The 23909-nt window shown below is 37.4% G+C and carries 15 protein-coding genes and 1 riboswitch; of the genes, 8 read left to right on the forward strand and 7 right to left on the reverse strand.

Annotated elements, in window-relative coordinates; all coding sequences use genetic code 11:
• The first annotated feature begins 152 nt into the window (after positions 1–152).
• Positions 153–1226 carry a GGDEF domain-containing protein gene (locus Q4503_RS03655; protein WP_303601402.1) on the forward strand — a complete coding sequence of 358 codons (1074 nt, stop codon included), beginning with the start codon at positions 153–155 and terminating at the stop codon, positions 1224–1226.
• A 32-nt stretch (positions 1227–1258) separates the two neighbouring features.
• On the opposite strand, the gene Q4503_RS03660 is transcribed toward Q4503_RS03655, so the two are convergent.
• From Q4503_RS03660 to dapA, 5 genes are all read right to left on the reverse strand, one after another.
• On the reverse strand, positions 1259–1849 hold the full coding sequence (locus Q4503_RS03660) for a bifunctional 2-polyprenyl-6-hydroxyphenol methylase/3-demethylubiquinol 3-O-methyltransferase UbiG (RefSeq protein WP_303601403.1): 591 nt from the start codon (positions 1847–1849) through the stop codon (positions 1259–1261).
• A 26-nt stretch (positions 1850–1875) separates the two neighbouring features.
• Positions 1876–3084: a succinylglutamate desuccinylase/aspartoacylase family protein gene (locus Q4503_RS03665; RefSeq protein ID WP_303601489.1), complete on the reverse strand. Its 1209-nt coding sequence runs from the start codon at positions 3082–3084 to the stop codon at positions 1876–1878.
• 67 nt (positions 3085–3151) lie between these two features.
• Entirely contained in the window at positions 3152–4375 is a 1224-nt protein-coding gene (locus tag Q4503_RS03670) for a PLP-dependent decarboxylase (RefSeq protein WP_303601404.1), read from the reverse strand.
• A gap of 236 nt (positions 4376–4611) precedes the next feature.
• On the reverse strand, positions 4612–5361 hold the full coding sequence (locus Q4503_RS03675) for a 2,3,4,5-tetrahydropyridine-2,6-dicarboxylate N-succinyltransferase (protein ID WP_303601405.1): 750 nt from the start codon (positions 5359–5361) through the stop codon (positions 4612–4614).
• The gene (gene dapA, locus Q4503_RS03680) at positions 5358–6332 is read right to left on the reverse strand and encodes a 4-hydroxy-tetrahydrodipicolinate synthase (protein ID WP_303601406.1); all 975 of its coding nucleotides are present in this window, start codon (positions 6330–6332) and stop codon (positions 5358–5360) included. The genes Q4503_RS03675 and dapA overlap by 4 nt, the downstream gene beginning before the upstream one ends.
• 129 nt (positions 6333–6461) lie before the next feature.
• Positions 6462–6707: riboswitch (Lysine riboswitch) on the reverse strand.
• Positions 6708–6986: 279 nt separating this feature from the next.
• Between dapA and Q4503_RS03685 the strand changes: the two genes are divergently transcribed.
• The 3 genes from Q4503_RS03685 (at position 6987) to arcA (ending at position 10563) form a co-directional block, all read left to right on the forward strand.
• Positions 6987–8033, forward strand: coding sequence for a methyltransferase (locus Q4503_RS03685; RefSeq protein ID WP_303601407.1), 1047 nt, complete (start codon positions 6987–6989; stop codon positions 8031–8033).
• A gap of 48 nt (positions 8034–8081) precedes the next feature.
• Complete coding sequence (locus Q4503_RS03690) at positions 8082–9713, forward strand: sensor histidine kinase (protein WP_215972180.1); 1632 nt, start codon at positions 8082–8084, stop codon at positions 9711–9713.
• Between the two features lie 142 nt (positions 9714–9855).
• Positions 9856–10563 carry a two-component system response regulator ArcA gene (arcA, locus tag Q4503_RS03695; protein ID WP_303601408.1) on the forward strand — a complete coding sequence of 236 codons (708 nt, stop codon included), beginning with the start codon at positions 9856–9858 and terminating at the stop codon, positions 10561–10563.
• 37 nt (positions 10564–10600) lie between these two features.
• Here arcA and Q4503_RS03700 read toward each other — a convergent pair whose 3' ends face one another.
• On the reverse strand, positions 10601–10957 hold the full coding sequence (locus tag Q4503_RS03700; RefSeq protein ID WP_303601409.1) for an Hpt domain-containing protein: 357 nt from the start codon (positions 10955–10957) through the stop codon (positions 10601–10603).
• A gap of 300 nt (positions 10958–11257) precedes the next feature.
• Between Q4503_RS03700 and folE2 the strand changes: the two genes are divergently transcribed.
• Positions 11258–12181, forward strand: coding sequence for a GTP cyclohydrolase FolE2 (folE2, locus tag Q4503_RS03705; RefSeq protein WP_215972183.1), 924 nt, complete (start codon positions 11258–11260; stop codon positions 12179–12181).
• A gap of 447 nt (positions 12182–12628) precedes the next feature.
• Here folE2 and Q4503_RS03710 read toward each other — a convergent pair whose 3' ends face one another.
• Positions 12629–12778, reverse strand: a complete 150-nt coding sequence (locus Q4503_RS03710; protein ID WP_215972184.1) for a hypothetical protein — start codon at positions 12776–12778, stop codon at positions 12629–12631.
• A gap of 72 nt (positions 12779–12850) precedes the next feature.
• Between Q4503_RS03710 and gltB (Q4503_RS03715) the strand changes: the two genes are divergently transcribed.
• The 3 genes from gltB (Q4503_RS03715) (at position 12851) to gltB (Q4503_RS03725) (ending at position 23892) form a co-directional block, all read left to right on the forward strand.
• A complete protein-coding gene (gene gltB / locus Q4503_RS03715; RefSeq protein WP_303601410.1) occupies positions 12851–17458 on the forward strand; it encodes a glutamate synthase large subunit in 4608 nt (1535 codons plus the stop codon).
• A gap of 20 nt (positions 17459–17478) precedes the next feature.
• On the forward strand, positions 17479–18969 hold the full coding sequence (locus tag Q4503_RS03720) for a glutamate synthase subunit beta (protein WP_215972186.1): 1491 nt from the start codon (positions 17479–17481) through the stop codon (positions 18967–18969).
• Between the two features lie 462 nt (positions 18970–19431).
• Positions 19432–23892: a glutamate synthase large subunit gene (gltB, locus tag Q4503_RS03725; protein ID WP_215972187.1), complete on the forward strand. Its 4461-nt coding sequence runs from the start codon at positions 19432–19434 to the stop codon at positions 23890–23892.
• The last annotated feature ends 17 nt before the right edge of the window (positions 23893–23909 follow it).

The raw sequence follows: 23909 nt of genomic DNA on the forward strand, positions 1-23909 counted from the left end.
AAGAAAATAAGCCAACCCTTAATATTAATGACGTAGAGAAGAATGCTATGGTTAGGGCTTAACCCGATCTGAGGTTAGTTATTATGTTGCGAAAAACCTGATATGCTTCTTTATTGACCAATACTTAATATGCTAAAAATAAGATCAACATCTTGCAAAAAACACATAAAATAACTAACAAATCAGATGATGAATTATATCAGCCTCATGTGGTTGCTGTCTTTTCTTTGGTTGGCATGTCAATCCTTGCCACGATGGCGGTTATCGCATTATTTAACCAAACTTATATATTAGCTGTAACTTTATTTGGCTCAAGTTTGCTATTTTTTATGGGCTACTATGTTTATAAAAAGTTTAATAATTCGATATTTAGCTCTGCGATTGTTTTATATTCGCTTTATTCTCTTATGTTTTACCTTGTTTATACTGGAGGTGTAGCACAGACAGGACCATTATGGATATTTATCATTCCTCCTATCTCGGTATTTATTCAAGGTCTAAAATACGGCTTAGTCAATATTGCGATGTTCGTTGCCGTTATCAGTATTATAATGTTTATACCAACAGATGTTATGACACATGCGCCATACAGTATGGAATTTAAATTACGTTTGTTATACTCGTTTTTAACCGTGACAGCTCTCTCTGCACTATATGAATACTCTAGAGAACGCTCATATAAAAGCGCATTAAGGTTAAGTGAAAAGTATCAACAACTCGCTAATTTTGACCCGCTAACCCAGCTATCAAATCGTCGTGGTGCCCTTGCTATTTTACAACAAGAACAAGCTCGTATATCACGTAAAGAAGATCCATTGTCTATTATTTTATGCGATATAGATTATTTTAAAAAAGTAAATGATCTATATGGGCATAACGCTGGTGATGCTATTTTAATAGCGCTAGCAAAGATATTTATGTCTAATATGAGAGAACAAGACTCTATTGCACGCTGGGGCGGAGAAGAATTCTTATTTATTTTGCCACAAACAACAGCTGCCAATGCCAATGTTGTGGCCGAAAAAATTCGAGTTCAGATACAAAACCATACGACTTTTTATCAAGATAAAGCAATTAAGGTAACTTCGAGTATGGGTATTGAGCAATTCGATGGCACGAAAAGTATTGATGAAGTGATCAATAGCGCAGATAAACACTTATATAAAGCTAAAGATGCAGGCAGAAACCAAGTTTTTCCTAAACTAGAAACTACTGACGATTTGTAGATCTAGCTTCAACTTACGGCCCAGTTTTAAAATCATTCAGGTTTAATAGCAACAATTTGTGCGATAGCTTGCTTCGCATGGCTACCTTGTGAGGTAAAAACCTCTCCTTCAAAACTATACAATATTTTCCAATCTGAAAAATATTCAAGCAGTTCATTAGGCTTCAATAGAAAATTAGGATTTTTAGGCCTGCCTAACTTTGCTTGTTGCTCTGTGAAGGTTTCATAAATAATCATGCCCCCTGGTTTTACAGCAGCTTTAATCTGCGCCATCAGCGGACGATGTAAGTAACGAAAAACCATAATAGCGTCAAAGGTTTCTGCCTTTAATGGTTTATCGTTACCTTGATCAAAATGGACTTGTTCAAAATGATCTTGCTCAAAATCTACCTGCCAATATTGCGCTAACTTTTGTGTATTTAGCTGCAAACGATTAACGGCCTGTTCAACCTGCTTTAGTGATTCGCCATTAATATCAGCAAAAACAACATTAATATCATTCTCAAGTACATGCAGACCATTTCGCCCTTCACCACAGGCAAGATCGAGTACCTGCGCTTTACTATCAAACGTTAGCAGCTGCGATGACAATAAGTATTTATCTATTAATGATGAATGTTTCAAACCTAAATTCCAGCAATTATACGACGTTATATTTCAAAGTAATTGGTAAAAACTTTATAAAGTTCAGTCCCTTGATTCACACTTGCAGAAGCGAAATGTAAAATAGGAAGGACATCTTTATCAAGAATAACATTATGTAATGGATTACCATCACCGTAATTATCCATTCTTAAAATACGTGCTAATGGCTTACCTGCGGGTAGAGGCTTACCAAATTCAGCTAAATAATCCACCATCCCCCCCATAGGAGAGTACAATGCTTTATAGTCTTTTAAATAACAAGCATAGCGTGTCATTTCTTGAGGTTGATACCCTAATGACTCAGCTTTTTGTAACGATACCTCTTCAGAAGGGGTTTCTAGGCAACTACTAAGCCCAATCACACCTTTGTACTGTAAGTAGCTTAAAATACCTAATGCGTCTTGATGCGCGACATCCAAATCAATTTGCTCTTGAGAGCCCAGCTCTACAGTAAAACTCTCTTTAGCAAAAGCCCCCTCGCCCATAACAAAGTTTCGATCTAACTTTTTATAGGCTTGTTGCAAGCTCCACCAAGGACAAAAAGTTGCTTCATCCATTGCACCATCGAAATCATTAGGAATAAAAAGGGTATGAGGTATATCAAAGTAGCTAGCACTTGCCTTCGCGTATTCAGGGCAATATAAATGTTTACTTGAAATGGGGCCGGTATGTAAGTCGAGTACTATATCAGCTTGATGTGCCATACGTTGTAACTGATAAGCAATGCGTTGACCAGTAGTCAGTCCCCAAATATTATGATCCAACTTTTGTTCAATTTGATCGATTAATACTTTTTCAAATCCTACTCTAATTTCATCTTCACTCGCATTAATATTTTGCTGAGCAAAAGGTACTATAATTGACTCATCAAAATGGTACATTCTATTCCAGTTCACGCCCGTAATAGGGTCAAATCGACCTAATGTATATTCACCATTTTTATGGTTACAAGCCACAGGATTGGCATAAGGTACCAAAGTAATATCACTTTGAATTTTGCAATCTTTTAATAGCTCTAGCAGCTGAAAGATAACTGCATTTCCTTGTACTTCAGCACCATGCATATTTGCTTGAATATAAACATTAGGCGCTGTACTTTGAGTTCCAGAGGCTGTATTACTTTTTTCACTTTCAAACGAATAAACAGGCACGGTTAACTTAGCGCCACTAGCCATTTCCCCAACGTGCATAATACTTTTTTTGAAGGTATTCATCATTTATCTCATTTATTAACCGGTATAGGCAAAACTACGCGAACATTACTCGAATACTATTCGAATACTATGCAAGGTATGAACTCGCAGGTTTCGCAGCTCTAACTTCAACTAATTTATTTTCTTGAATTACATATTCTGCCGCCAATTGGTGACATAAGAAAAACGGCATGCTTTCAGTAAACCCATAGGCACCACAATAACCAAAAACTAATTCATCACCAACCTCAACATCTTTTGGTAAAGATAAATGACCAAGTTTATCCATACTTGTACAAAGAGGCCCATGTAAATCAAAGTATTGGCTTGACTCATTCGACTGACGAAGTAAGGTAACTGGAAAAGGTTGATCTGTTATTGCTGGACGAATAAGATGGTTAATACCTGCTGCCAACACCAATTGTTCTTGACCATAATTAGTTTTTCTATCAATTACCGGAACAACATAATAGCCACATTCAGCAACCGCAAAACGACCAAGCTCTAACCAAAGCTCATCAACGCCAGCCTTGGCTTTAATGTCAGCTAAATCGGAAATAATTTGCTGCCATGCCAACGTTTTACCTTCACCAAGATAATCGATACCTAAGCCACCGCCTAAATCAAGAATTTTTAGCTCCATACCAATATCGTTGGCAAGTTCAGTGAGTGGCTTAACCATTTGCCCCCATAAGGAATACATTTTTTCATTACTGAGCATGTTGCCCCACTGAAAAATATGTAAACCACAAATATTTAATTCGGGATAGTCACTTACTTTAATGTGTTGCCATTCTTCTACCGATAAACCAAAAGGCGTTAAGCTATTACCACCTAATGGATTCTTTTCACCATCAGGCCACTGTAATTGTACACGCAGTAATACCGTTGGTTTTTCACTAGCTGGCTTTTCCTTAACAACTTCATTAAGCCAAGTCAGTTGATTTAAGCTTTCAATCACAAAAGTACCGACACCTTTTTTGACAAAAGCATCAAGTTGTTTTTTAGATTTAGCGGGACCTGTATTCAAAATACGGCTAGGATTCACACCTTGTGCTAATACTTGTGATAACTCACCGGCGCTAGCAACATCAAAATCAAACCCTTCATTATCTAATGTTTGAATAACTTTAGATAAAGGATTGGCTTTAACAGCAAACCAAAGCTTAATCACATCTTGTTGCTGTAATGTCGCAAGGTGTTTTTTTAACGTATCTAATTGATAGACAAAATAGCCTTGTTCATCTTCGGGCGATTGATGAGCTAATAACGTACTTTCAAGATTGGTGTCGAACCAAGTGGGTTTAGTCATAATATTTCAATTCATTTATTACACTGTAAGTTTCAATTAATTCATTATTATTAATAATCTAGCTTTAAGCTATATAGTTCAAGTTAAAAGCAAAAACACGGAATTGATCATCAATCAATATTCCGTGTTTTTTATGCTTAAGCGTTTAGCCCATTCTTTGAAAATTAAAATACTTTCCCAAGAATTTATAAGTACTTTAACGCTTAACTTGCACTATACAGCAACAAGTTGAACAATTAACGAAGGATAGATTCTAACTCTAATGCCGCATCACTTTGTTCATCACGATATTTAACGATCAACGCACATGCCATGTTCAAGCCTTGTGCTTGCGCCCAATCTCCTTTTACAGGGCGAGTGCCCGGAACAACAATAGCATTTTCTGGAATTTCAGCGCCTTTTTCACGCATCACTTCATTAACACAATCATATACTGGTACTGATTTAGATAATGAAACACCTGGTGCTAGTACAGCGCCTTTTTTCACTACAATACCTTCAACAATAACAACACCGGCACTCAAGAAAGCATTATCTTCAATGATTACTGGGCTAGCACCGATCGGCTCTAATACACCACCAATTTGAACCGCAGCTGAAACATGAACATTTTTACCAATTTGAGCACATGAGCCAATTAGAGCATGGCTATCAACCATAGTACCGGTATCAACAAATGCACCAACGTTGATATAAGCCGGTGGCATAATAATGACGCCTTTAGCAACATGAGCACCAGCACGTACAGATGAACCGCCCGGTACTAAACGAACACCATCCTCAGGTGTAAACTGACGAGCAGGTAAATTATGTTTATCAACAAAACCTAAATAGTTATCACCAAAAGCAATGTTTTCACCCGCTTTAAATGCCGCTAAAACACCTTGTTTTACTTCAACATTGGCATGCCAATTACCGTTTTCATCTTGAGTTGCTGCGCGTAGTGCACCAGTTTCTAATTGTGCTATTACATCTTGCCAATTCATGCGATATTCCTATTTTCATGTGTATTTATAAAAGAAGATTGATTAGCTTGCACTAACCATTGATTAATTTTTTCATCAAATGCCAATAACTCTGTATTATCGGTTAATTCAAGGTGTGTTAATGGCGCTCGCAATATCGGTGTTTTAATATTTTGTTGCTGCTGCATTAACATTTTGACTGGGATAGGGTTAGCAACACAAAATAGTGCTGCTACAGCCCTGTTCCATAATGGAAACATAGTGTTGGTTTGTCCAACTAAACATAGTTGAACATACGTTTGTGTTGCTTGAGGCCATGCATTAGCGCAGACCGAGACTAAACCTTTCGCACCTGCCGGTACTAGATATGGCATCATGGCATCTTCACCACTATAAAGTGCTACACCTGGGCATTGTTCACGGTAATTAAGAAATTTATGTAAATCGCCACTTGCCTCTTTCATTGCCCAACAATTTGGATGATTTTGCAAATTTTGTAAGGTTTCAACGGGAATTTCCACGCCACTACGAGAAGGCACGTTATATAACATACAGGGGAAATTAGCAGCATCTAGTAGAGCTTTAAACCATTGTGTTTGGCCAACGACACCCGGCTTGGCATAAAGTGGCGTTCCGAGTAAAAAACTATCAATGGGTAAGGTATTACAGTATTCAACCCAGTTAATTTGTTCTGCTAGATTAGAGCCACCAACAGCAACCATTAACGGTGTATTAAGCTGTAGACTGCACACAAACTCAACAATACTCATTTGCTCATCACGGGTTAATGCTAAACCTTCACCTGTGCTACCAAGTAACAGTATACCGTTACCTGCTTCAGCTTGTGCTATTGCGATTCGTTCTAGACTAGTAAAGTCAATTTGATTATTTTCTAAAAATGGCGTCACTAAAGCTGTCCATAAAGAACAAGCGTCAAGGTTTCTGTTGCCAATAAGTTGGGAATTTATATTTGTAGGTGATTGTGTATTCATTGCTCTCGAACTCATAATGTTTATATCGGCTTAAGCACAATACAAATTAGTTCGGAGGGCTTTAAGGTATTCACAATAAAGAGCTAAGTATAACAACCTTATGTTAAGGCTATTATTGGCTTTTATGCAAAGACCAGAAGCTCTCCACTCAATTATAACCTACCTTCTATTAAGGTAGCTCAATATCAGTGACAGTTGTCGGGATTCAGCCCTTAAACTTTGGTTAGACACCAAGGTAAACAACCGATAAGTGTTTTATCAAACAAATACTTATCTCGGCGCTAATCCCCCTCATTACTATTATCAGATTTTGATCTCTGTGCAAAATAACATTGCAAATAATAACTACCTGGTTAACGCTCCTCTTCTGGCCCCTTTCCTCATAACTATTAACATTTTATTTGTATTCCTATCAGTAACTGCCGTCATCATTTATAAAATATAAACATTGCTGACACTTATCTTGATGGTTTATCTAAAATATCAATAATTTAGAGGTGAACTTTTGATATTAAATCAAAAGTCTGAATTAGGGACGCCGCTATTTAAACATTGTTATCACTTTTCTGTCAATATCGAAATATTCAGACTATAGAAAAAACCTTGAATACAGTAGAATACTATCTTCTAACTTATTCACTGTTAATCATCATTATGTCAACTTCAAACATCAGCCAAATATTAGTACGAAATAGTGCACTATTATCGGCTAAAACGCCCTTATTTATTAATTTAATGGCAGATGGTTTTATTGAAAGCTATCTACTTGATAATCCAGAGGCACAATTAAGTTGCCATAATACTAATTTTGTCGATTATTTAGCGATAAAAAACAAATTTGATAAACAGGTCGAAACAAGTTTTGCTAGCGAATATAAAACTGAACGACAACACGACTTAGTTGTGATTAACTTCCCAAAAAGCAAAGATGAACTTGCTTTTACTTTTGCGGTGATTGCCCCTTATTTAAGCAACGACGCTAAAATAATCTTAGTAGGCGAGAAGAAAGGTGGCATACAATCTAGCCCTAAATTAACCGGAGAATTTCTTCAGAATTGTCAAAAAATAGATGCTGCACGTCATTGTTTACTCTTTGCCGGCATCGTTAACCCTGAAAATTTAAATAAGCAGTTCAATATTGAAGACTGGTTTAAACAATATCAAATTAATATCAACAATATATCGCTTACTATCGCTTCATTGCCAGGTGTTTTCAGTCAGAAGAAGTTAGATATTGGCACCGCATTATTATTAGATAACTTACCTCAGTTTATGCAAGGAAAAGTGCTAGATTTTGGTTGTGGTGCAGGTGTTATCAGCTGTTTTATCGGTAAGAAGTTTGAATCTACCCAATTAGACTTACTGGATGTAAGTGCTTTAGCAATAACATCAGCCCAAAAAACACTCGCATTAAATAATTTATCTGGTACTGTTTTTGCCTCAAATAGTTTATCTAACGTAGCAGGAAAATATCAACATATAGTCTCTAATCCGCCTTTCCATCAAGGCACCAAAACCAGTTATCAAGCAAGTGAGGATTTTTTAAGAGGAATTAAGCCTCATATTGAGCCTCGTGGAGATATCACCATAGTTGCCAATAGTTTTTTACAGTATTTACCGATCATGCAAGAATACATAGGAACAACCAAACGATTAATTAATAAACAAGGATTTAACATTTATCACTGTAGAGCTAATTAATGGTCAACCAGACTTGATAAATGTATTTTTTTCAGCGATGGTTATGCCATGAAAACAAAAAATAAATTAATATCTAATCGAAGATTTTTACTCGCCAGTATTTTAGGCGTAGCTTCTTTCGTAATAGTCATTATTCTAACCAGTATTATCTATATTGTAGAAACTCAAGAAGAGTTAAAGTTAGAAAAATACACTCGCGCTTGGGCCAAATCTATTGCTCAAGCCAATGTAACCTACTTAGTTGAAAATACAAAAGGCGCCGAAAAAAGAGCAAACGCTAACCTAAAAAAACTCGTGACAGCTGACTACATTAATTATATTCATATTTATAAAAAAGAAGGCACTGAAACGACTTACTTTACTGGTTTTAATAAAAGCATCTATCATCCAGCAATTCCAAGTAAAGTTGCTCAAATAGATGAATTACTAACTCTTAAAAATCAAAAAAATAATTTAGAGTTAGTGGTAGAAATAAAACAAAATAAAACCATAGTCGGTTATTTGTATATTCAAGCAAGTAAAAAAAACATTCATGATTTTAGTCGACAGCTAACGTTCACTGCGATTGCATTATTGCTATTCGCTTTAACGCTCTTCTTTATATTAGCATCTTCAATTAAAAATAAAATCAATCAGTTACTCACTACTTTAGTTGAGTCATTACAAGAAATATCACACAGTAAAAACTATAATGAACAAATAGACCCCCTACCACTTATTGAATTTGATATTTTAGCTCAAAACATTAATATTTTATTAAATAGAACAGCGAAGCACATCACAAAAAAAGATAACACACACCAACAAGCCTTATTAGAAAATAATATATTGGCAGAAAAGGTACAGGCTAGAACGAATGCTTTAAAAGAATCTAATCAAGAGTTGCTTTCAACTTTGGAAAAATTACATCAATTTCAAGGGCAGTTGGTTGAAACCGAGAAAATGGCCTCTCTAGGCGACATGGTTGCAGGTATTGCCCATGAAATAAATACCCCGATTGGTTTGGGTGTTACGGCCTCAACACTAATGAATGACCGTTTGATGGAAATAAAACAAGCCTTTGAAGATAAAACGTTAAAATCCAGTCAGCTAAAAAAATTCCTGACTCAGGGTGAAGAAAATATAGAGATGATTTACCGAAACCTAGATCGGGCTGCAAAATTAATTTCTAGCTTTAAAAAGGTGGCAGTTGATCAAACAAGCACAGAAACAAATTCGTTCAATTTTAAAACGCTGCTTGAAGAAGTATTTATCACCTTAAAAGCGAAACTACATGAACAACATATTGATCTCATTATAGACTGTCCTGACAACCTTATTGTTGAAAGTAAAGCCGGACAGATTAACCAAATATTGGTTAATCTTATTTTAAATTCAATTATTCATGGTTTTGAAGGCAAGACTGATGGTGAAATAACTATCTCTGTATTTTATCTGAGTGATCAATTACATATAAGCTATAAAGACAATGGTACAGGTATTGATGAAAGTGTAAAATCGAAAATATTTGCTCCTTTTACCACAACTAAACGCGGTAGCGGTGCAAGCGGTTTAGGACTCCATTTAGTGTTTAATATTGTGACCCAAGCCTTAAATGGACATATCGATTTTGAAAGCGAAATAGGGATAGGCACTAAATTTAATATCATTTTTCCCGCTTTACTTACCTTAGAACAATAAATAATGGTAATAGTTTGCAATATAATTGTTATTTAATTTAGACTTAGTTAACATGGTTTACAAAGTGTTAACTATACTTTCACGATAAAATAATAATATTAAAAATTCGCTTGAACATCTCTATTAAATTAACGGAATTGGCATGGAAAATTATCAAATACTCATAGTAGAAGATGAAGACGTTACACGTTTCAATTTACGCAATTTATTTGAAGCTGAAGGTTATAATGTATTTGAAGCATATAACGAAGAAACGATGACCACTATGCTAGAACAGCAAGATATCAACCTAGTGATCATGGATATTAATCTTCCGGGGAAAAACGGCTTATTACTAGGCAGAAATTTGGCAAGTAATAAAAATTTAGGGTTAATATTCTTAACAGGTCGTGATAGTGATATTGATAAAATACTAGGGCTAGAAATTGGTGCTGATGATTATTTAACAAAACCATTTAACCCTAGAGAGTTGACCATTAGGGCGCGTAATATTTTAAACCGTATTGGTAACAGTAAAAACGACATCGAGTTAGAACAACCTATTGTTACTTTTAATGAGTGGAAATTAAATGGTCATTCACGCGAAATGACTAGTCCAACAGGAGAAGTAATTCCTATTCCTCGCGGAGAGTATAGAGCGTTACGTTTATTAATAAAAAATGAAGGCAATATTGTTTCTAGGCAAGAATTAATTAAAGAAATGACTGGTCGAGATTTGCGAGACAATGATAGAACTGTTGACGTAACAATTAGACGATTACGTAAACATTTCGAATCAAATGATAATACCCCTGAACTAATCAATACCATACATGGTGAAGGTTATCGTTTTGTAGGTAAAGTAACCTAGCCTTAACTACAATAAATATAAATTAACAACCATTAAGCTACAAACCTGAGAGCCAATCATCAAAAGCGGCTATCGCTTGTTTGTTATGAATTTTAAGCTCAGCAAGTTGTTGAGCTTTACCACTCGTACCCATTGTGGTTTTTTCCATTTCTTTCAAGCGTATATGTAATGACTTTAAACCAACGCTACCTGCTGCACCTTTCATTTTATGACAATGCTCTTGCCATAATTGTGAGTTATCGCACAACAATGAACTTTCAATATCATTAATATATAAAGCCACCTGTTGAATATATAAGTCAAACATTTGTTTTACCACGCCGTGACCTAAACGTTGTACATAGTCACTAAGCAGCTCTTTATCTAACTGTATCGACTCAAAATTTTCATTCATAAACCACCTACCATCTTATTTATAGTGCGTTACTTATTAACATAACAAGTGAATGAATAAGTATTTGCTGCTTGAATTCTATTCTAAATGACTACACAGTATCCATCCATAGTTTCACTTACATAATTAAAAATTAGTTTACCGCAAATCATCTTAAGCTAATAATTGATTAATTTTGAAGTAGTATGGCTATAAAAAATAAGATAGAATGTGCGCCCTTGAATTTACTTGTTGCGCGGTTATTTAGCTATCATCACGCAGCCTTAGTTAAGTAGCTATAGCTTAAAAAGCGGAGTCACAATGCCGACAACGATGCCTGATATTGCCAACCATACCACAGCCCAAACAGAAGGAACACTTGACTGGGTAGGGATGAGTAATATTGAAATGCCAATTATGGTCGCCTCAAAAGGCCAGAGCGAACGTATGGTTTCAGCCCATATTGATGCATTTGTTAATTTAAAAGAAGCTCAGGCTAAAGGCATTCATATGTCACGTCTGTATTTACTTCTCGACGAGTTATCAACCAGCAATGTACTGAACTATCAAAGTTTAGTAACACTTCTTGACGGCTTTATTAGTAGTCATAGTGATTTAAGTGACCAAGCAAAAGTTACTTTCAATTTTGATTACCACTTGCGTAGAAAATCTTTAATTAGCGGAAAAGAAGGTTGGAAGGCTTATCCTACCACTTTAATAGGCCACTTTAATCAGGGTAAGCTTGATATAGAAATGTCTATTAACGTACCTTACTCGTCTACCTGTCCTTGCTCTGCAGCTTTGGCAAGACAATTAATTCAGAAAGCATTTCAGGATAAATTCAACGATACTAATGTTGATTTAGATTCAATTCATGAATGGTTAGGTACAACCGAAGGTATTGTTGCTACACCGCACTCTCAACGCTCAGTTGCAGAGGTAAAAGTAAAGCTTAACAGTGATATTAACGACTTCCCTATTACTGATTTAGTTAATTTAATTGAAAACTCATTAAAAACACCGGTACAAGCTGCTGTAAAACGTGAAGACGAACAGGAATTTGCTCGTCTTAATGGACAAAATTTAATGTTTTGTGAAGATGCTGCACGCCGCTTGCAATACAGTATGAATCAAGCAGAAGGCTATGATGATTTTTGGTTAAGAATAAATCACCTTGAATCTCTGCATGCACATGATGCCGTTAGTGTAACAACTAAAGGGGTTGTTGGCGGTTATCAGCCATAGCTCTATAATATAAAAGAATAGTGCTTTAAACATCTGCCCCATCATCAAGAGCCTCAACATTATTGCTGAGGCTTTTTTAATGGGCGATTACTCAACATAAACGTATTTCTTCTTTCTAAGTTATTCAATTACTCACATAAACTAACGCTCAACTAGTAACACTCATCTATTTTATTGTATTTATACCCATAAAAAATTTTGCCTCTTTATTCACTACTTCAAATTGGTTAAAAAATGACTTATAATTAATCTGTGATTTATACTAAAAAATATAATTTAGTTTAGCTATAAAGTATTTTCACAAAATAAATATAACCCCATGAATATATTAAAGTAATTAGAAAATAACATTTAAAAAATAAGATTAAAATAGTTTTCTAAGAACAACTTATCTTCTTATATATTCAAATAATATGCATATATATTCACAAAAAGATTGACTCAAAATCATTTTAAGCGTACTTTTGCCGGCCGCTTTAAATAATGATTTTCATTAATGGCATATCGTCCCGTAAAGACTCGGTAGAAGTCTGACGTTCGATGTTCAAAAAATTCTAAATGATGTTCTGAAGGATCAGCAGTATAAATTTTGAGCATTAAAAATATATGACTTAAATTAGCAAATAAAATTTAGCTAATAAAAATAGTTTGATGAAATAGGAATACGCAATGAATGATATGAGCAAAAAATCCCAAGGCCTTTACCGCCCAGAATTTGAACATGACAGTTGTGGCATTGGCTTTGTCGCTAATCTAAAGGGTAAAAAGTCTCACGACATTATCGAAAATGCACTCACTATGTTGAGCTGTATGGAACATCGTGGTGGTACTGGTTTCGACGTTAAAAGTGGAGACGGTGCAGGTATACTTATACAAATACCACACGATTTTCTAAGCCAAGAAATGGCGACTTTAGGATTAACTTTACCTGATGCCGGAAATTACGGTGTTGGTATGATCTTCTTCCCAAAAGATCCTGAACTGAGCAAAACCTGTAAAGAAACATTAAACCAAAATATTTCTGAGTTAGGTTTAACACTATTAGGTTATCGTAATGTCCCTGGCGATAATTCAATGCTAGGTGCAGCTTCACTTGAAACAGAGCCTAATATTGAACAAGTATTTATTGCTAAGCCTGCTGAATTATCAGCACAAGAATTTGAACGTAAGCTATTTGTTTTACGTAAATATACTTCTCATCAAATTAATAATAGTCAAATCACTGAACGAGATGAATTTTATGTCACCTCAATGTCATCGACTAAAATTGTTTACAAAGGACAATTTACTACTGAGCAAGTTCGTCAATATTATTTAGATCTTCAAGACGAACGTACTATCTCTGGCTTAGCGATGTTTCATTCTCGTTTCTCAACAAACACTTTCCCAGCATGGCGTCGTGCTCAACCATTCCGATACATTGCACATAATGGTGAAATCAATACAGTACGCGGTAACATTAACTGGATGAATGCACGTGAGGCATTATTTAGTTCAGTTAACTTTAGTGATGCTGAATTGAAAATGTTAAATCCAATTTGTAACAAAGACAATTCAGATTCAGCCAACCTTGATATGGCAATTGAGTTACTCGTATTAAGCGGTCGTTCGCTTGCACAAGTAATGATGATGATGGTGCCTGAAGCTTGGCAAACACAAACAGATATGGATCCAACCAAACGCGCATTTTATGAATACTATGCTTGTATAATGGAGCCTTGGGATGGCCCTGCTTCATTATCATTTACTGATGGTAATATCATTGGTGCAACGCTCGATCGTAACGGTTTACGCCCTTCTCGCTACTTATTAACTGAAGATGGTACTTTGGTGATGGGCTCTGAAACAGGTACTTTATGTGTAGACCAGTCAACAGTTGTTGAAAAAGGTCGCTTACAGCCAGGTAAAATATTCATTGCCGATTTAGAACAGGGTCGCATCATTAGTGATGATGAAGTTAAGACTCAAGTTAGCTCAGCAAAACCTTATGGTAAATGGTTAGAAGAAAATAAAGTTGAATTAGACCAATTACCTTTACCAACAAGATCTATTGCACAACCACCATTAAAAGAACTACGTAAAATACAAAAAGCTTTTGGTTATACAAACGAAGATCTTAATTTAATCCTTGCCGGTATGGTAGGTACATCAAAAGAGCCATTAGGCGCTATGGGTACAGATACACCATTAGCAGTGTTGTCACATCGCCCACAACAACTTTCGCATTACTTTAAACAGTTGTTTGCACAAGTAACTAACCCACCAATAGATCCTATTCGTGAAGAATTGGTGATGTCATTACGCGGTTATATTGGTAGATCACTTAATCTACTTGATGAAACTGCAGGTCATTGTCACAAGGTTGAAATTGAGCAGCCTGTGCTAACAAATGAGCAGCTGCTTAAGCTACAACATATCGATAACAATCATTTGCAGTCGAAAACTATTAGCATTACTTTTAAAGCAAGTGGTGGACCTGGAGCCCTTAAAAGAGCACTTGACCGTATTTGTTTGTACGCAAAAAATGCGGTTGAAGATGATTATGAGATCTTAATATTAAGTGACCGTCAAGTTGACAGTGATCATGTTGCTATTCCCTCTATTTTAGCCACAGCCGCTGTTCACCATTATTTAATTCGTGAAAAATTACGTTCATCTGCCGATATCATTCTTGAATCTGCTGATATCCGTGAAACACATCACTTTGCCGCTGTCATTGGTTATGGTGCCGCTGCCGTTAACCCATACTTAGCATTAGAAAGTATGTATGGTTTACGTGACGAAGGCGTACTTGATAGCAATTTAACAAATGAACAAATTACCGCGAAGTACACTGCTGCAGTAGGTAGTGGTTTATTGAAAACCTTCTCTAAAATGGGAATTTCAACATTACAGTCATACTTAGGCGCACAAATATTTGAAGCCTTAGGTATTAACTCTGATGTTATTGACGAATACTTTACCGGTACCGTTAGTCGTATTGAAGGTTTAAGCCTAGATCAAATTGCGCAAGAAGCGATTTTACGTCATCGTGAAGGTTTCCCAGAAGCAAATCGTATTGCTATTGAAAACTTACTACCAACCGGTGGCGAGTACTCATGGCGCAACGATGGTGAACGTCATCTGTTCAGCCCTACAGTTATTCGTTTACTTCAGCATTCAACAGCTAGTAACAATATCAATCAATTTAAAGAATACGCAAAAACAGTTGATGACCAAAGTAAAGAAGCCTTTACTTTACGTGGTTTGCTCGACATCAGCAGTGATCGTCCTTCTATTGATATCAGCGAAGTTGAACCTATTGAAAATATTTTCAAACGCTTTGCTTCAGGTGCTATGTCATTTGGTTCAATATCATGGGAAGCACATACAACATTAGCGATTGCGATGAACCGCATTGGTGGTAAGAGTAACAGTGGTGAAGGTGGTGAAGATCCAATTCGTTTTACGCCGTTAGAAAATGGCGATTCAATGAACTCACGTATTAAGCAAGTTGCGTCTGGCCGTTTCGGTGTTACCAGTCATTACTTAGCTAACGCTGATGAATTACAAATAAAAATGGCCCAGGGCGCTAAACCAGGAGAAGGTGGACAATTACCTGGCGACAAAGTTGATGCTTGGATTGGTAAAACACGTGGTTCAACACCAGGTGTAGGTCTAATTTCACCACCACCACATCACGATATTTATTCAATTGAAGATTTATCTCAGCTTATTTTTGATCTTAAAAATGCTAACCGTGAAGCACGTGTTAACGTTAAATTAGTATCAGAAGCAGGTGTTGGTACTATCGCTTCAGGTGTAACGAAAGCTTACGCTGACGTGGTATTGATTGCCGGCCATGATGGCGGTACAGGTGCTTCGCCACTAAGCTCTATTAAACATACCGGCTTACCATGGGAACTTGGTCTGGCTGAAACCCATCAAACATTAGTACGTAACAAATTACGTAGCCGTATTACAGTCCAAACTGATGGACAACTTAAAACACCACGTGATTTAGCAATCGCTACCTTATTAGGTGCAGAAGAATACGGTATGGCAACAACAGCACTGGTTGTTGAGGGTTGTATTATGATGCGTAAGTGTCATTTAAACACTTGTCCTGTTGGCATCGCCACACAAGATAAAGGTTTACGTGATAAATTTACTGGTCGTGCTGACATTCTCGTTAACTTCTTTACCATGATGGCTGAAGGCTTACGTGAAATCATGGCAGAGCTTGGCTTTAAGAGCATTGAAGAGATGGTTGGTCAAACGCAATGCCTTAAACAGCGTGAAGATGTAGACCATTGGAAATATAACGGTGTTGATTTAAAACCATTACTTCATAAAGAAGAATGTGGTGAGAATGAAACATTATACAAATCAATTGATCAAAAGCATTTAATTCACGACATTATTGATCGCCAAATGATAAAAGATGCGCAAGCCGCACTTGAGTCACAAACCAGTGTTTCTCTTGAGTATGACGTTATCAATACCGACAGAACTATCGGTGCTATGGTATCTAACGAGATATCTAAAAAATATGGCGCTGAAGGCTTACCAGAAAATACCATTAACGTTAAATTTAATGGCTCTGCTGGTCAAAGTTTTGGTTGTTTCTCCGCGAAAGGCTTACGCTTTGAGCTTGAAGGTGATGCAAACGATTACTTTGGTAAGGGCCTATCGGGTGCAAACTTGGTTGTTTATCCAAGTAAAGAAGCTAAATTCTCACCACGTGACAATATTCTAATTGGTAATGTTGCCTTTTTTGGTGCAACTTCAGGTTCTGCGTTTATTCGAGGTGTGGCTGGCGAACGTTTCTGTGTACGTAATTCAGGTGCGACTGCAGTTGTTGAAGGTATCGGTGATCACGGTTGTGAATACATGACGGGTGGTAAAGCGGTAATTTTAGGCTCAACAGGTCGTAACTTTGCTGCAGGTATGTCTGGTGGTATCGCTTACGTACTTGATGTAAACAATGATTTTACGCCTAAATGCAACATGGAAATGGTTTCATTAGAAACCGTTGATACAGATGCTGAAAGCCTTGAATTAAAAGCATTAATTACTAAGCATTTCGAAGCTACTGGTTCAGATGTTGCCAGTGAATTATTAAGTGATTGGAACAACAGCGTTAAACGTTTTATTAAAGTAATGCCTGTTGATTACAAACGTATGCAAGGCTATATGAATGACGTACGTGAAAGCGGTAAGTTTGAGTCAGAATATGACATCGCCGTTCAAGCATTCGATATCCATTTAAACAAATTAGCTAGCGCAAAAGCTTAAGCTGCCAAGGAGAATATATTATGGGAAATCCAACAGGGTTTATCAACGTAGGTCGTGCCTTGCCAACTGAACGTGACGCAGGTGAACGTTTAATTGACTGGTTAGAAGTCTATGACGAAATTCCACAAGCAGACGTAGAGAAGCAAGCTTCTCGTTGTATGGATTGTGGTGTTCCATTTTGCCAGTCGGCAAAATCAGAGTTTGCACCAGTCGTTGCTGGTTGTCCGGTAAACAACGTTATTCCTGAATGGAATGACTTAATTTACCGTGGTCGTTGGAAAGACGCGATTGAGTTATTGCATAAAACCAATAACTTCCCTGAGTTTACAGGTCGTGTATGTCCTGCGCCATGTGAAGGTGCTTGTGTTCTAGGTATTAACGAAGATCCAGTTGCTATTAAACTTCACGAAAAAGAAATTATTGATCATGCATTTAAAGAGGGTTGGGTTGTTGCTCAACCACCATCAGCACGCACAGGTAAAACGGTTGCGGTCATTGGGTCAGGGCCAGCAGGTCTTGCTGCTGCTGCTCAGCTTAACAAAGCAGGTCATATGGTTACTGTTTATGAGCGTGCCGATAGAATTGGTGGCTTACTAATGTACGGTATTCCAAACATGAAGTTGCAAAAAGAATTAGTGCAACGTCGTGTCGATATTCTTGCTGAAGAAGGCATTGTCTTTGTGACCAACACTGAAGTTGGAAAAGACGTTAGCGTTGAACAACTTGAAGCCGATTTTGATTCTGTTGTGTTATGTATTGGCGCAACCGTACCACGGGATTTACCCGTTGAAGGTCGTGAACTTAATGGTGTTCATTTTGCCATGGACTTCTTAAAAGCAAATACTAAAAGCTTGCTAGACAGTGAACATAAAGATGGCCAATTCATTAATGCTGCAGGAAAAAATGTGGTAGTTATTGGTGGTGGTGATACAGGTACAGATTGTATTGGTACTTCATTACGTCACCAATGCGCAAGTGCTATTCAGCTTGAAATTATGCCTCGTCCACCAGAATCACGTGAAGAAGCTAGCAACCCATGGCCACAATGGCCAAAACGTTTGTTAGTTGATTACGGCCAAAAAGAAGCGATTGCTATTCAAGGCCAAGATCCTCGTCAATACTTAGTAATGACGAAGAAAATTGAAAGTGATGGCCAAGGTAATGTTAAAGCAGTTCACACTGTTGATATTACTTGGGAGCGAAACGACAAAGGTCAAATGTTCCCGCAAGAAGTCGCTGGCAGCGAAAAAGTAATTCCTGCTGATATCGTACTTATTGCAATGGGCTTTATGGGTCCTGAAGGTGGTTTGATTGAACAATTTGGTCTTGAGCAAGATGGTCGTTCAAACATTGCTGCAGAGTATGACAAGTTTGCGACCAGCAAGCCGGGTATCTTCGCTGCAGGCGATGGTCGTCGTGGTCAAAGTTTGATTGTTTGGGCAATTGATGAAGGTCGTCGTTGTGCACGCGAAGTAGATACTTACCTTATGGGAAGTAGTTACCTGCCGTAAAAATGAACTAACAAACTTCATATTAAAACAAGTCATCCCCTACTAAATCTTACAGTAGGGGATATTAAAACTTTTCTATACCTCAAGTGCCACTCAACATTCGAATAACAATCAAATCTCCTTTTTTCATCAACCGTAAGAATAAAATCAGTTTTACCGCTCACTTACAAAAGTCTTTTTAATAATGTTTAAAAAGATCAATACCTCACACTACTATCATCAGTAAGCTAGAGTAAATCATATAAATCATAAACTTAACATATATTTTATAAAAATAAACTCGTCAATTTATTCAAATAATGTAAATAAAATACGAGCAAAAGCTCTAGTAATTATTGACCTTTTTCTTAAAAATAAGTAGTGTTATCCTCCCCTTCTTGGGTCAAAACGGGATAGTAAACGCTTTTTCTTACCTCGATTCTTTTATTCTGTTACCAAGTAGATATTTTTTAGGAGACAATAATGCAGCTTTATGATCATAGCGTTCAACGCGAAAATTGTGGCTTTGGCTTAATCGCCCATCAACATGGCGAAACGAGTCATAAACTAATTAAGACCGCTATTTCAGCGCTTGACCGTATGCAACATCGAGGCGGTATTGCTGCAGATGGTAAAACAGGTGACGGCTGTGGTTTATTATTACAAAAACCTGACTCTTTTTTCCGCGCTGTCGCTGAAGATAATGGCTGGAAACTTGGAAAAAAATATGCCGTTGGTATGATTTTCTTAAGCCCAGATCCAGTTGCTGCCGCTTTATCTAAGAAGATATTAGAAGAAGAATTTTCAGATGAAAGCCTAACGCTTGTTGGCTGGCGCACCGTTCCTACAGATACTTCTGTATTAGGGAAAGCAGCTATCAATAATATGCCGGCAATTGAGCAAGTATTCATTGATGCTCCTCCTGGCTGGCGTAACCGTGATCTAGAACGTCGTTTATTTATGGCTCGCCGCCGTGCAGAAAAGCGTATAACTGATGATGTCTTTTATGTCGCTAGCTTATCTTGTTTGGTGACTATTTATAAAGGCTTAATGATGCCTATAGACTTACCAAACTTTTATTTAGATCTTGCCGATATTCGCATGAAAAGTGCTATTTGTGTATTCCATCAACGCTTTTCAACAAATACATCACCCCAATGGTATTTGGCACAACCTTTTAGATATCTCGCGCATAATGGTGAAATTAATACCATTAAGGGTAACCGTCAATGGTCACGTGCTCGCTCGTATCGCTTTAAGTCTCCTTTATTACCTGATTTAAAAGACGCCGCGCCATTTGTTGGTCAAGCTGGATCTGACTCTTCTTCATTAGATAATATGCTTGAACTGTTTCTTGCTGGTGGTATGGATTTATACCGAGCTATGCGTTTATTAATGCCACCTGCATGGCAAAATAGCACTTTAATGGATGATGAATTACGTGCTTTTTATGAATTTAATTCCATGCATATGGAACCTTGGGATGGGCCAGCTGGCGTAGTAATGACCAATGGTCGACATGTTGCTTGTAACCTAGATAGAAACGGTTTGCGCCCTGCCCGCTACGTTATTACTCGAAATGGTTTTATCACCCTCGCATCAGAAGTGGGTATTTGGGACTACGGTGAAGATGAAGTAATTGAAAAAGGTCGTGTCGGTCCAGGCGAAATGTTAGCGCTTGATACCTATACAGGTAAACTTTTTAATTCAAATGATATAGATAATGAATTAAAAGGCCGTCATCCATACCGAGAATGGTTAGATCAACATGTTCGTCATTTAGTACCTTTTGATCAATGTGAAGCTAATCAGATAGGTGTGCGAATTTTTTCTGATCAAGAAATGAATCAATACCATAAAATGTTTAATTACAGCTATGAAGAAATTCACCAAGTAATTAAAACATTAGCCGAAAATGGGCAAGAAGCTACCGGCTCTATGGGTGATGATACACCTATGGCGGTATTATCAAGCAAACCTCGTGTTTTATATGATTATTTCCGTCAACAATTTGCACAAGTAACTAATCCTCCAATTGACCCGTTGCGTGAGCGTTTTGTCATGTCTCTTGGTACTTGTATAGGCCGAGAGCATAACGTATTTAATGAAACTTCAGGCCATGCTGACCGTATGTTGTTTACAACACCTATACTCATGTATACCGGTTTAAAACAATTACGCGCGCTAGATCCTGAACATTATCGCTCAGATACCTTAAGCTTAACGTATCATAAAGATGAAGGATTAGAAGCAGCTATCGTTCGTTTATGCAATGAGGCCGAAGAATTAGTTAAAAACAAAAGTACGGTTATCTTAATTCTATCAGATAGAAATATTAGTAAAGAATTATTGGTTATTCCTGCCGCTATGGCCGTTGGTGCTGTTCAAATGCGTTTGGTTGATCAACAGTTACGCTGTGATTCCAATATTATTGTCGAAACCGCCTCGGTTCGTGATTCGCATCAATATGCGGTATTACTCGGCTTAGGCGCCACAGCAATCTATCCTTATTTAGCGTTTGAAACAATTGAACAATTAGTAGAACAAGGGCAAATTAAATTAAGTGCTCGTGATGCGATTGTTAATTATCGTGAAGGGATCAATAAAGGTTTATTAAAAATACTCTCTAAAATGGGTATCTCAACGATTGCCAGTTACCGCTGCGCAGGGTTATTTGAAGTTATCGGCTTAAATGAAAACATAATGAAACTATGTTTTAGTGAATTACCTAGCCGAATTCAAGGTGCTGACTTTAGTGATATTGAACAAGACAACATTAATCTTGCGCGCAAAGCCTTTTTACCGCATCAAAAAATGTCTCATGGCGGCTTACTTAAATACGTACATGGTGAGGAGTATCATGCCTTTAATCCTGATGTCGTTAACTACTTACAACGAGCCGTGCTAAACGGTAATTATGATGATTATAGAAAGTTTGCGGATGAAGTAAATAACCGACCAGCGGCTATGCTTCGTGACTTGTTAATATTTAAAAATGACTGCGAAGCAATTGATATTTCAGAAGTTGAAAGTAGCAATGAAATGTTTAAACGCTTTGACTCTGCCGCAATGTCGATTGGCGCACTAAGCCCAGAAGCGCATGAAGCATTAGCAATTGCCATGAACCGTTTAGGGGGTAGTTCAAATTCAGGTGAAGGCGGAGAAGACGAGCGTCGTTTTGGCACAGTAAAAAATTCTCGTATTAAACAAATTGCCTCTGGCCGTTTTGGTGTAACACCGCATTATTTAGTTAATGCTGATGTACTGCAAATTAAAGTTGCTCAAGGTGCAAAACCTGGTGAAGGTGGTCAATTGCCGGGCGATAAAGTATCTCCTTTAATTGCCAAACTACGCTATTCAGTACCTGGTGTTACCTTAATATCGCCACCACCTCATCATGATATTTATTCTATTGAAGATTTAGCACAATTAATTTTTGATTTAAAACAGGTCAATCCTAAAGCGGTTATTTCAGTTAAATTAGTATCTGGCCCAGGTGTTGGTACTATTGCTGCGGGCGTTGCTAAAGCTTATGCCGACTTTATCACTATTTCAGGCTACGACGGCGGTACTGCTGCTAGTCCATTAACATCAGTGAAGTATGCAGGCTGTCCATGGGAGTTAGGTTTAGCCGAAGCTCACCAAGCGCTTGTTACCAACGGCTTACGCCATAAAGTACGCTTGCAAGTAGACGGTGGTTTAAAAACAGGCGTAGATATTGTTAAAGCCGCTATTTTAGGCGCAGAAAGCTTTGGTTTTGGTACCGCCCCTATGGTTGCCTTAGGTTGTAAATTCTTACGTATTTGCCACTTAAACAACTGCGCTACAGGCGTTGCTACGCAAGATGAAGTATTGCGCGAGCAATTCTTTAAAGGTTTACCTGAACAAGCAATGAATTACTTCAAGTTCATCGCTCAAGATGTACGTGAAATTCTGGCCAGCTTAGGCGTTGCTAGTTTAACTGATATTATTGGCCGCGTTGATTTATTAACACAAATTGATGGCATTAGCGCTAAACAACAAAAATTAGACTTATCTCCTATCATTGCACCAGTCATCGCTGCTGATAATACAGCCCTTCATCAAACAGAAGGAAACAAACCATTCGATGAAGGCCTACTCAACCAAAAAATGCTTGAGGCTGCAAAAGATGCCGTTGCCCACAGTCATGGCGGCGAATTTAGGTTTACCATTCAAAATACTGATCGCTCAGTAGGTGCCACTTTATCAGGTGAAATTGCCCGACAACATGGTGACCAAGGTATGGCATCAGCGCCAATTACCATACACCTATCAGGAACCGCAGGTCAAAGTTTTGGTGTTTGGAATGCCGGAGGTTTAAACCTTACCTTAACAGGTGATGCTAACGATTATGTCGGTAAAGGTATGACTGGCGGTGTACTTATTGTCAAACCACCAAAAGGTGTTGATTACTTAAGCCATAAAACAATGATTATGGGCAATACTTGTTTGTATGGCGCTACTGGCGGAAAGTTATATGCTAGTGGTCGTGCAGGCGAACGTTTCGCAGTGCGTAACTCAGGTTGTCGTGCCGTTGTTGAAGGCGCAGGCGATCATGCTTGTGAATATATGACTGGCGGTATCGTTACTATTCTGGGTGATGTAGGTGTCAACTTTGGTGCTGGCATGACTGGTGGTTTTGCTTATGTGTTAGATGAAAAGTCTGATTTAGATATTCGCCTGAATACTGAATCAATTGAAATGTTAGCCGTTGATGATTTAGCGATTCATAGAGAACATTTACGTGGCATTATCACACACCACTTTGAAGAAACTGGCAGTTTACGTGCACAAGATATCTTACAAAATTTTGATCAATTTGCTCCATTATTTAAGTTGATTAAGCCAACTGCGACTGATGTTAAAACATTATTAGGCCATCGTAGTCGTTCAACAGCTGAATTACGCGTACAAGCACAATAATTAATTGATAAGGAAAG

Source organism: Colwellia sp. 6_MG-2023 (assembly GCF_030547765.1).
GTDB lineage: Bacteria > Pseudomonadota > Gammaproteobacteria > Enterobacterales > Alteromonadaceae > Colwellia.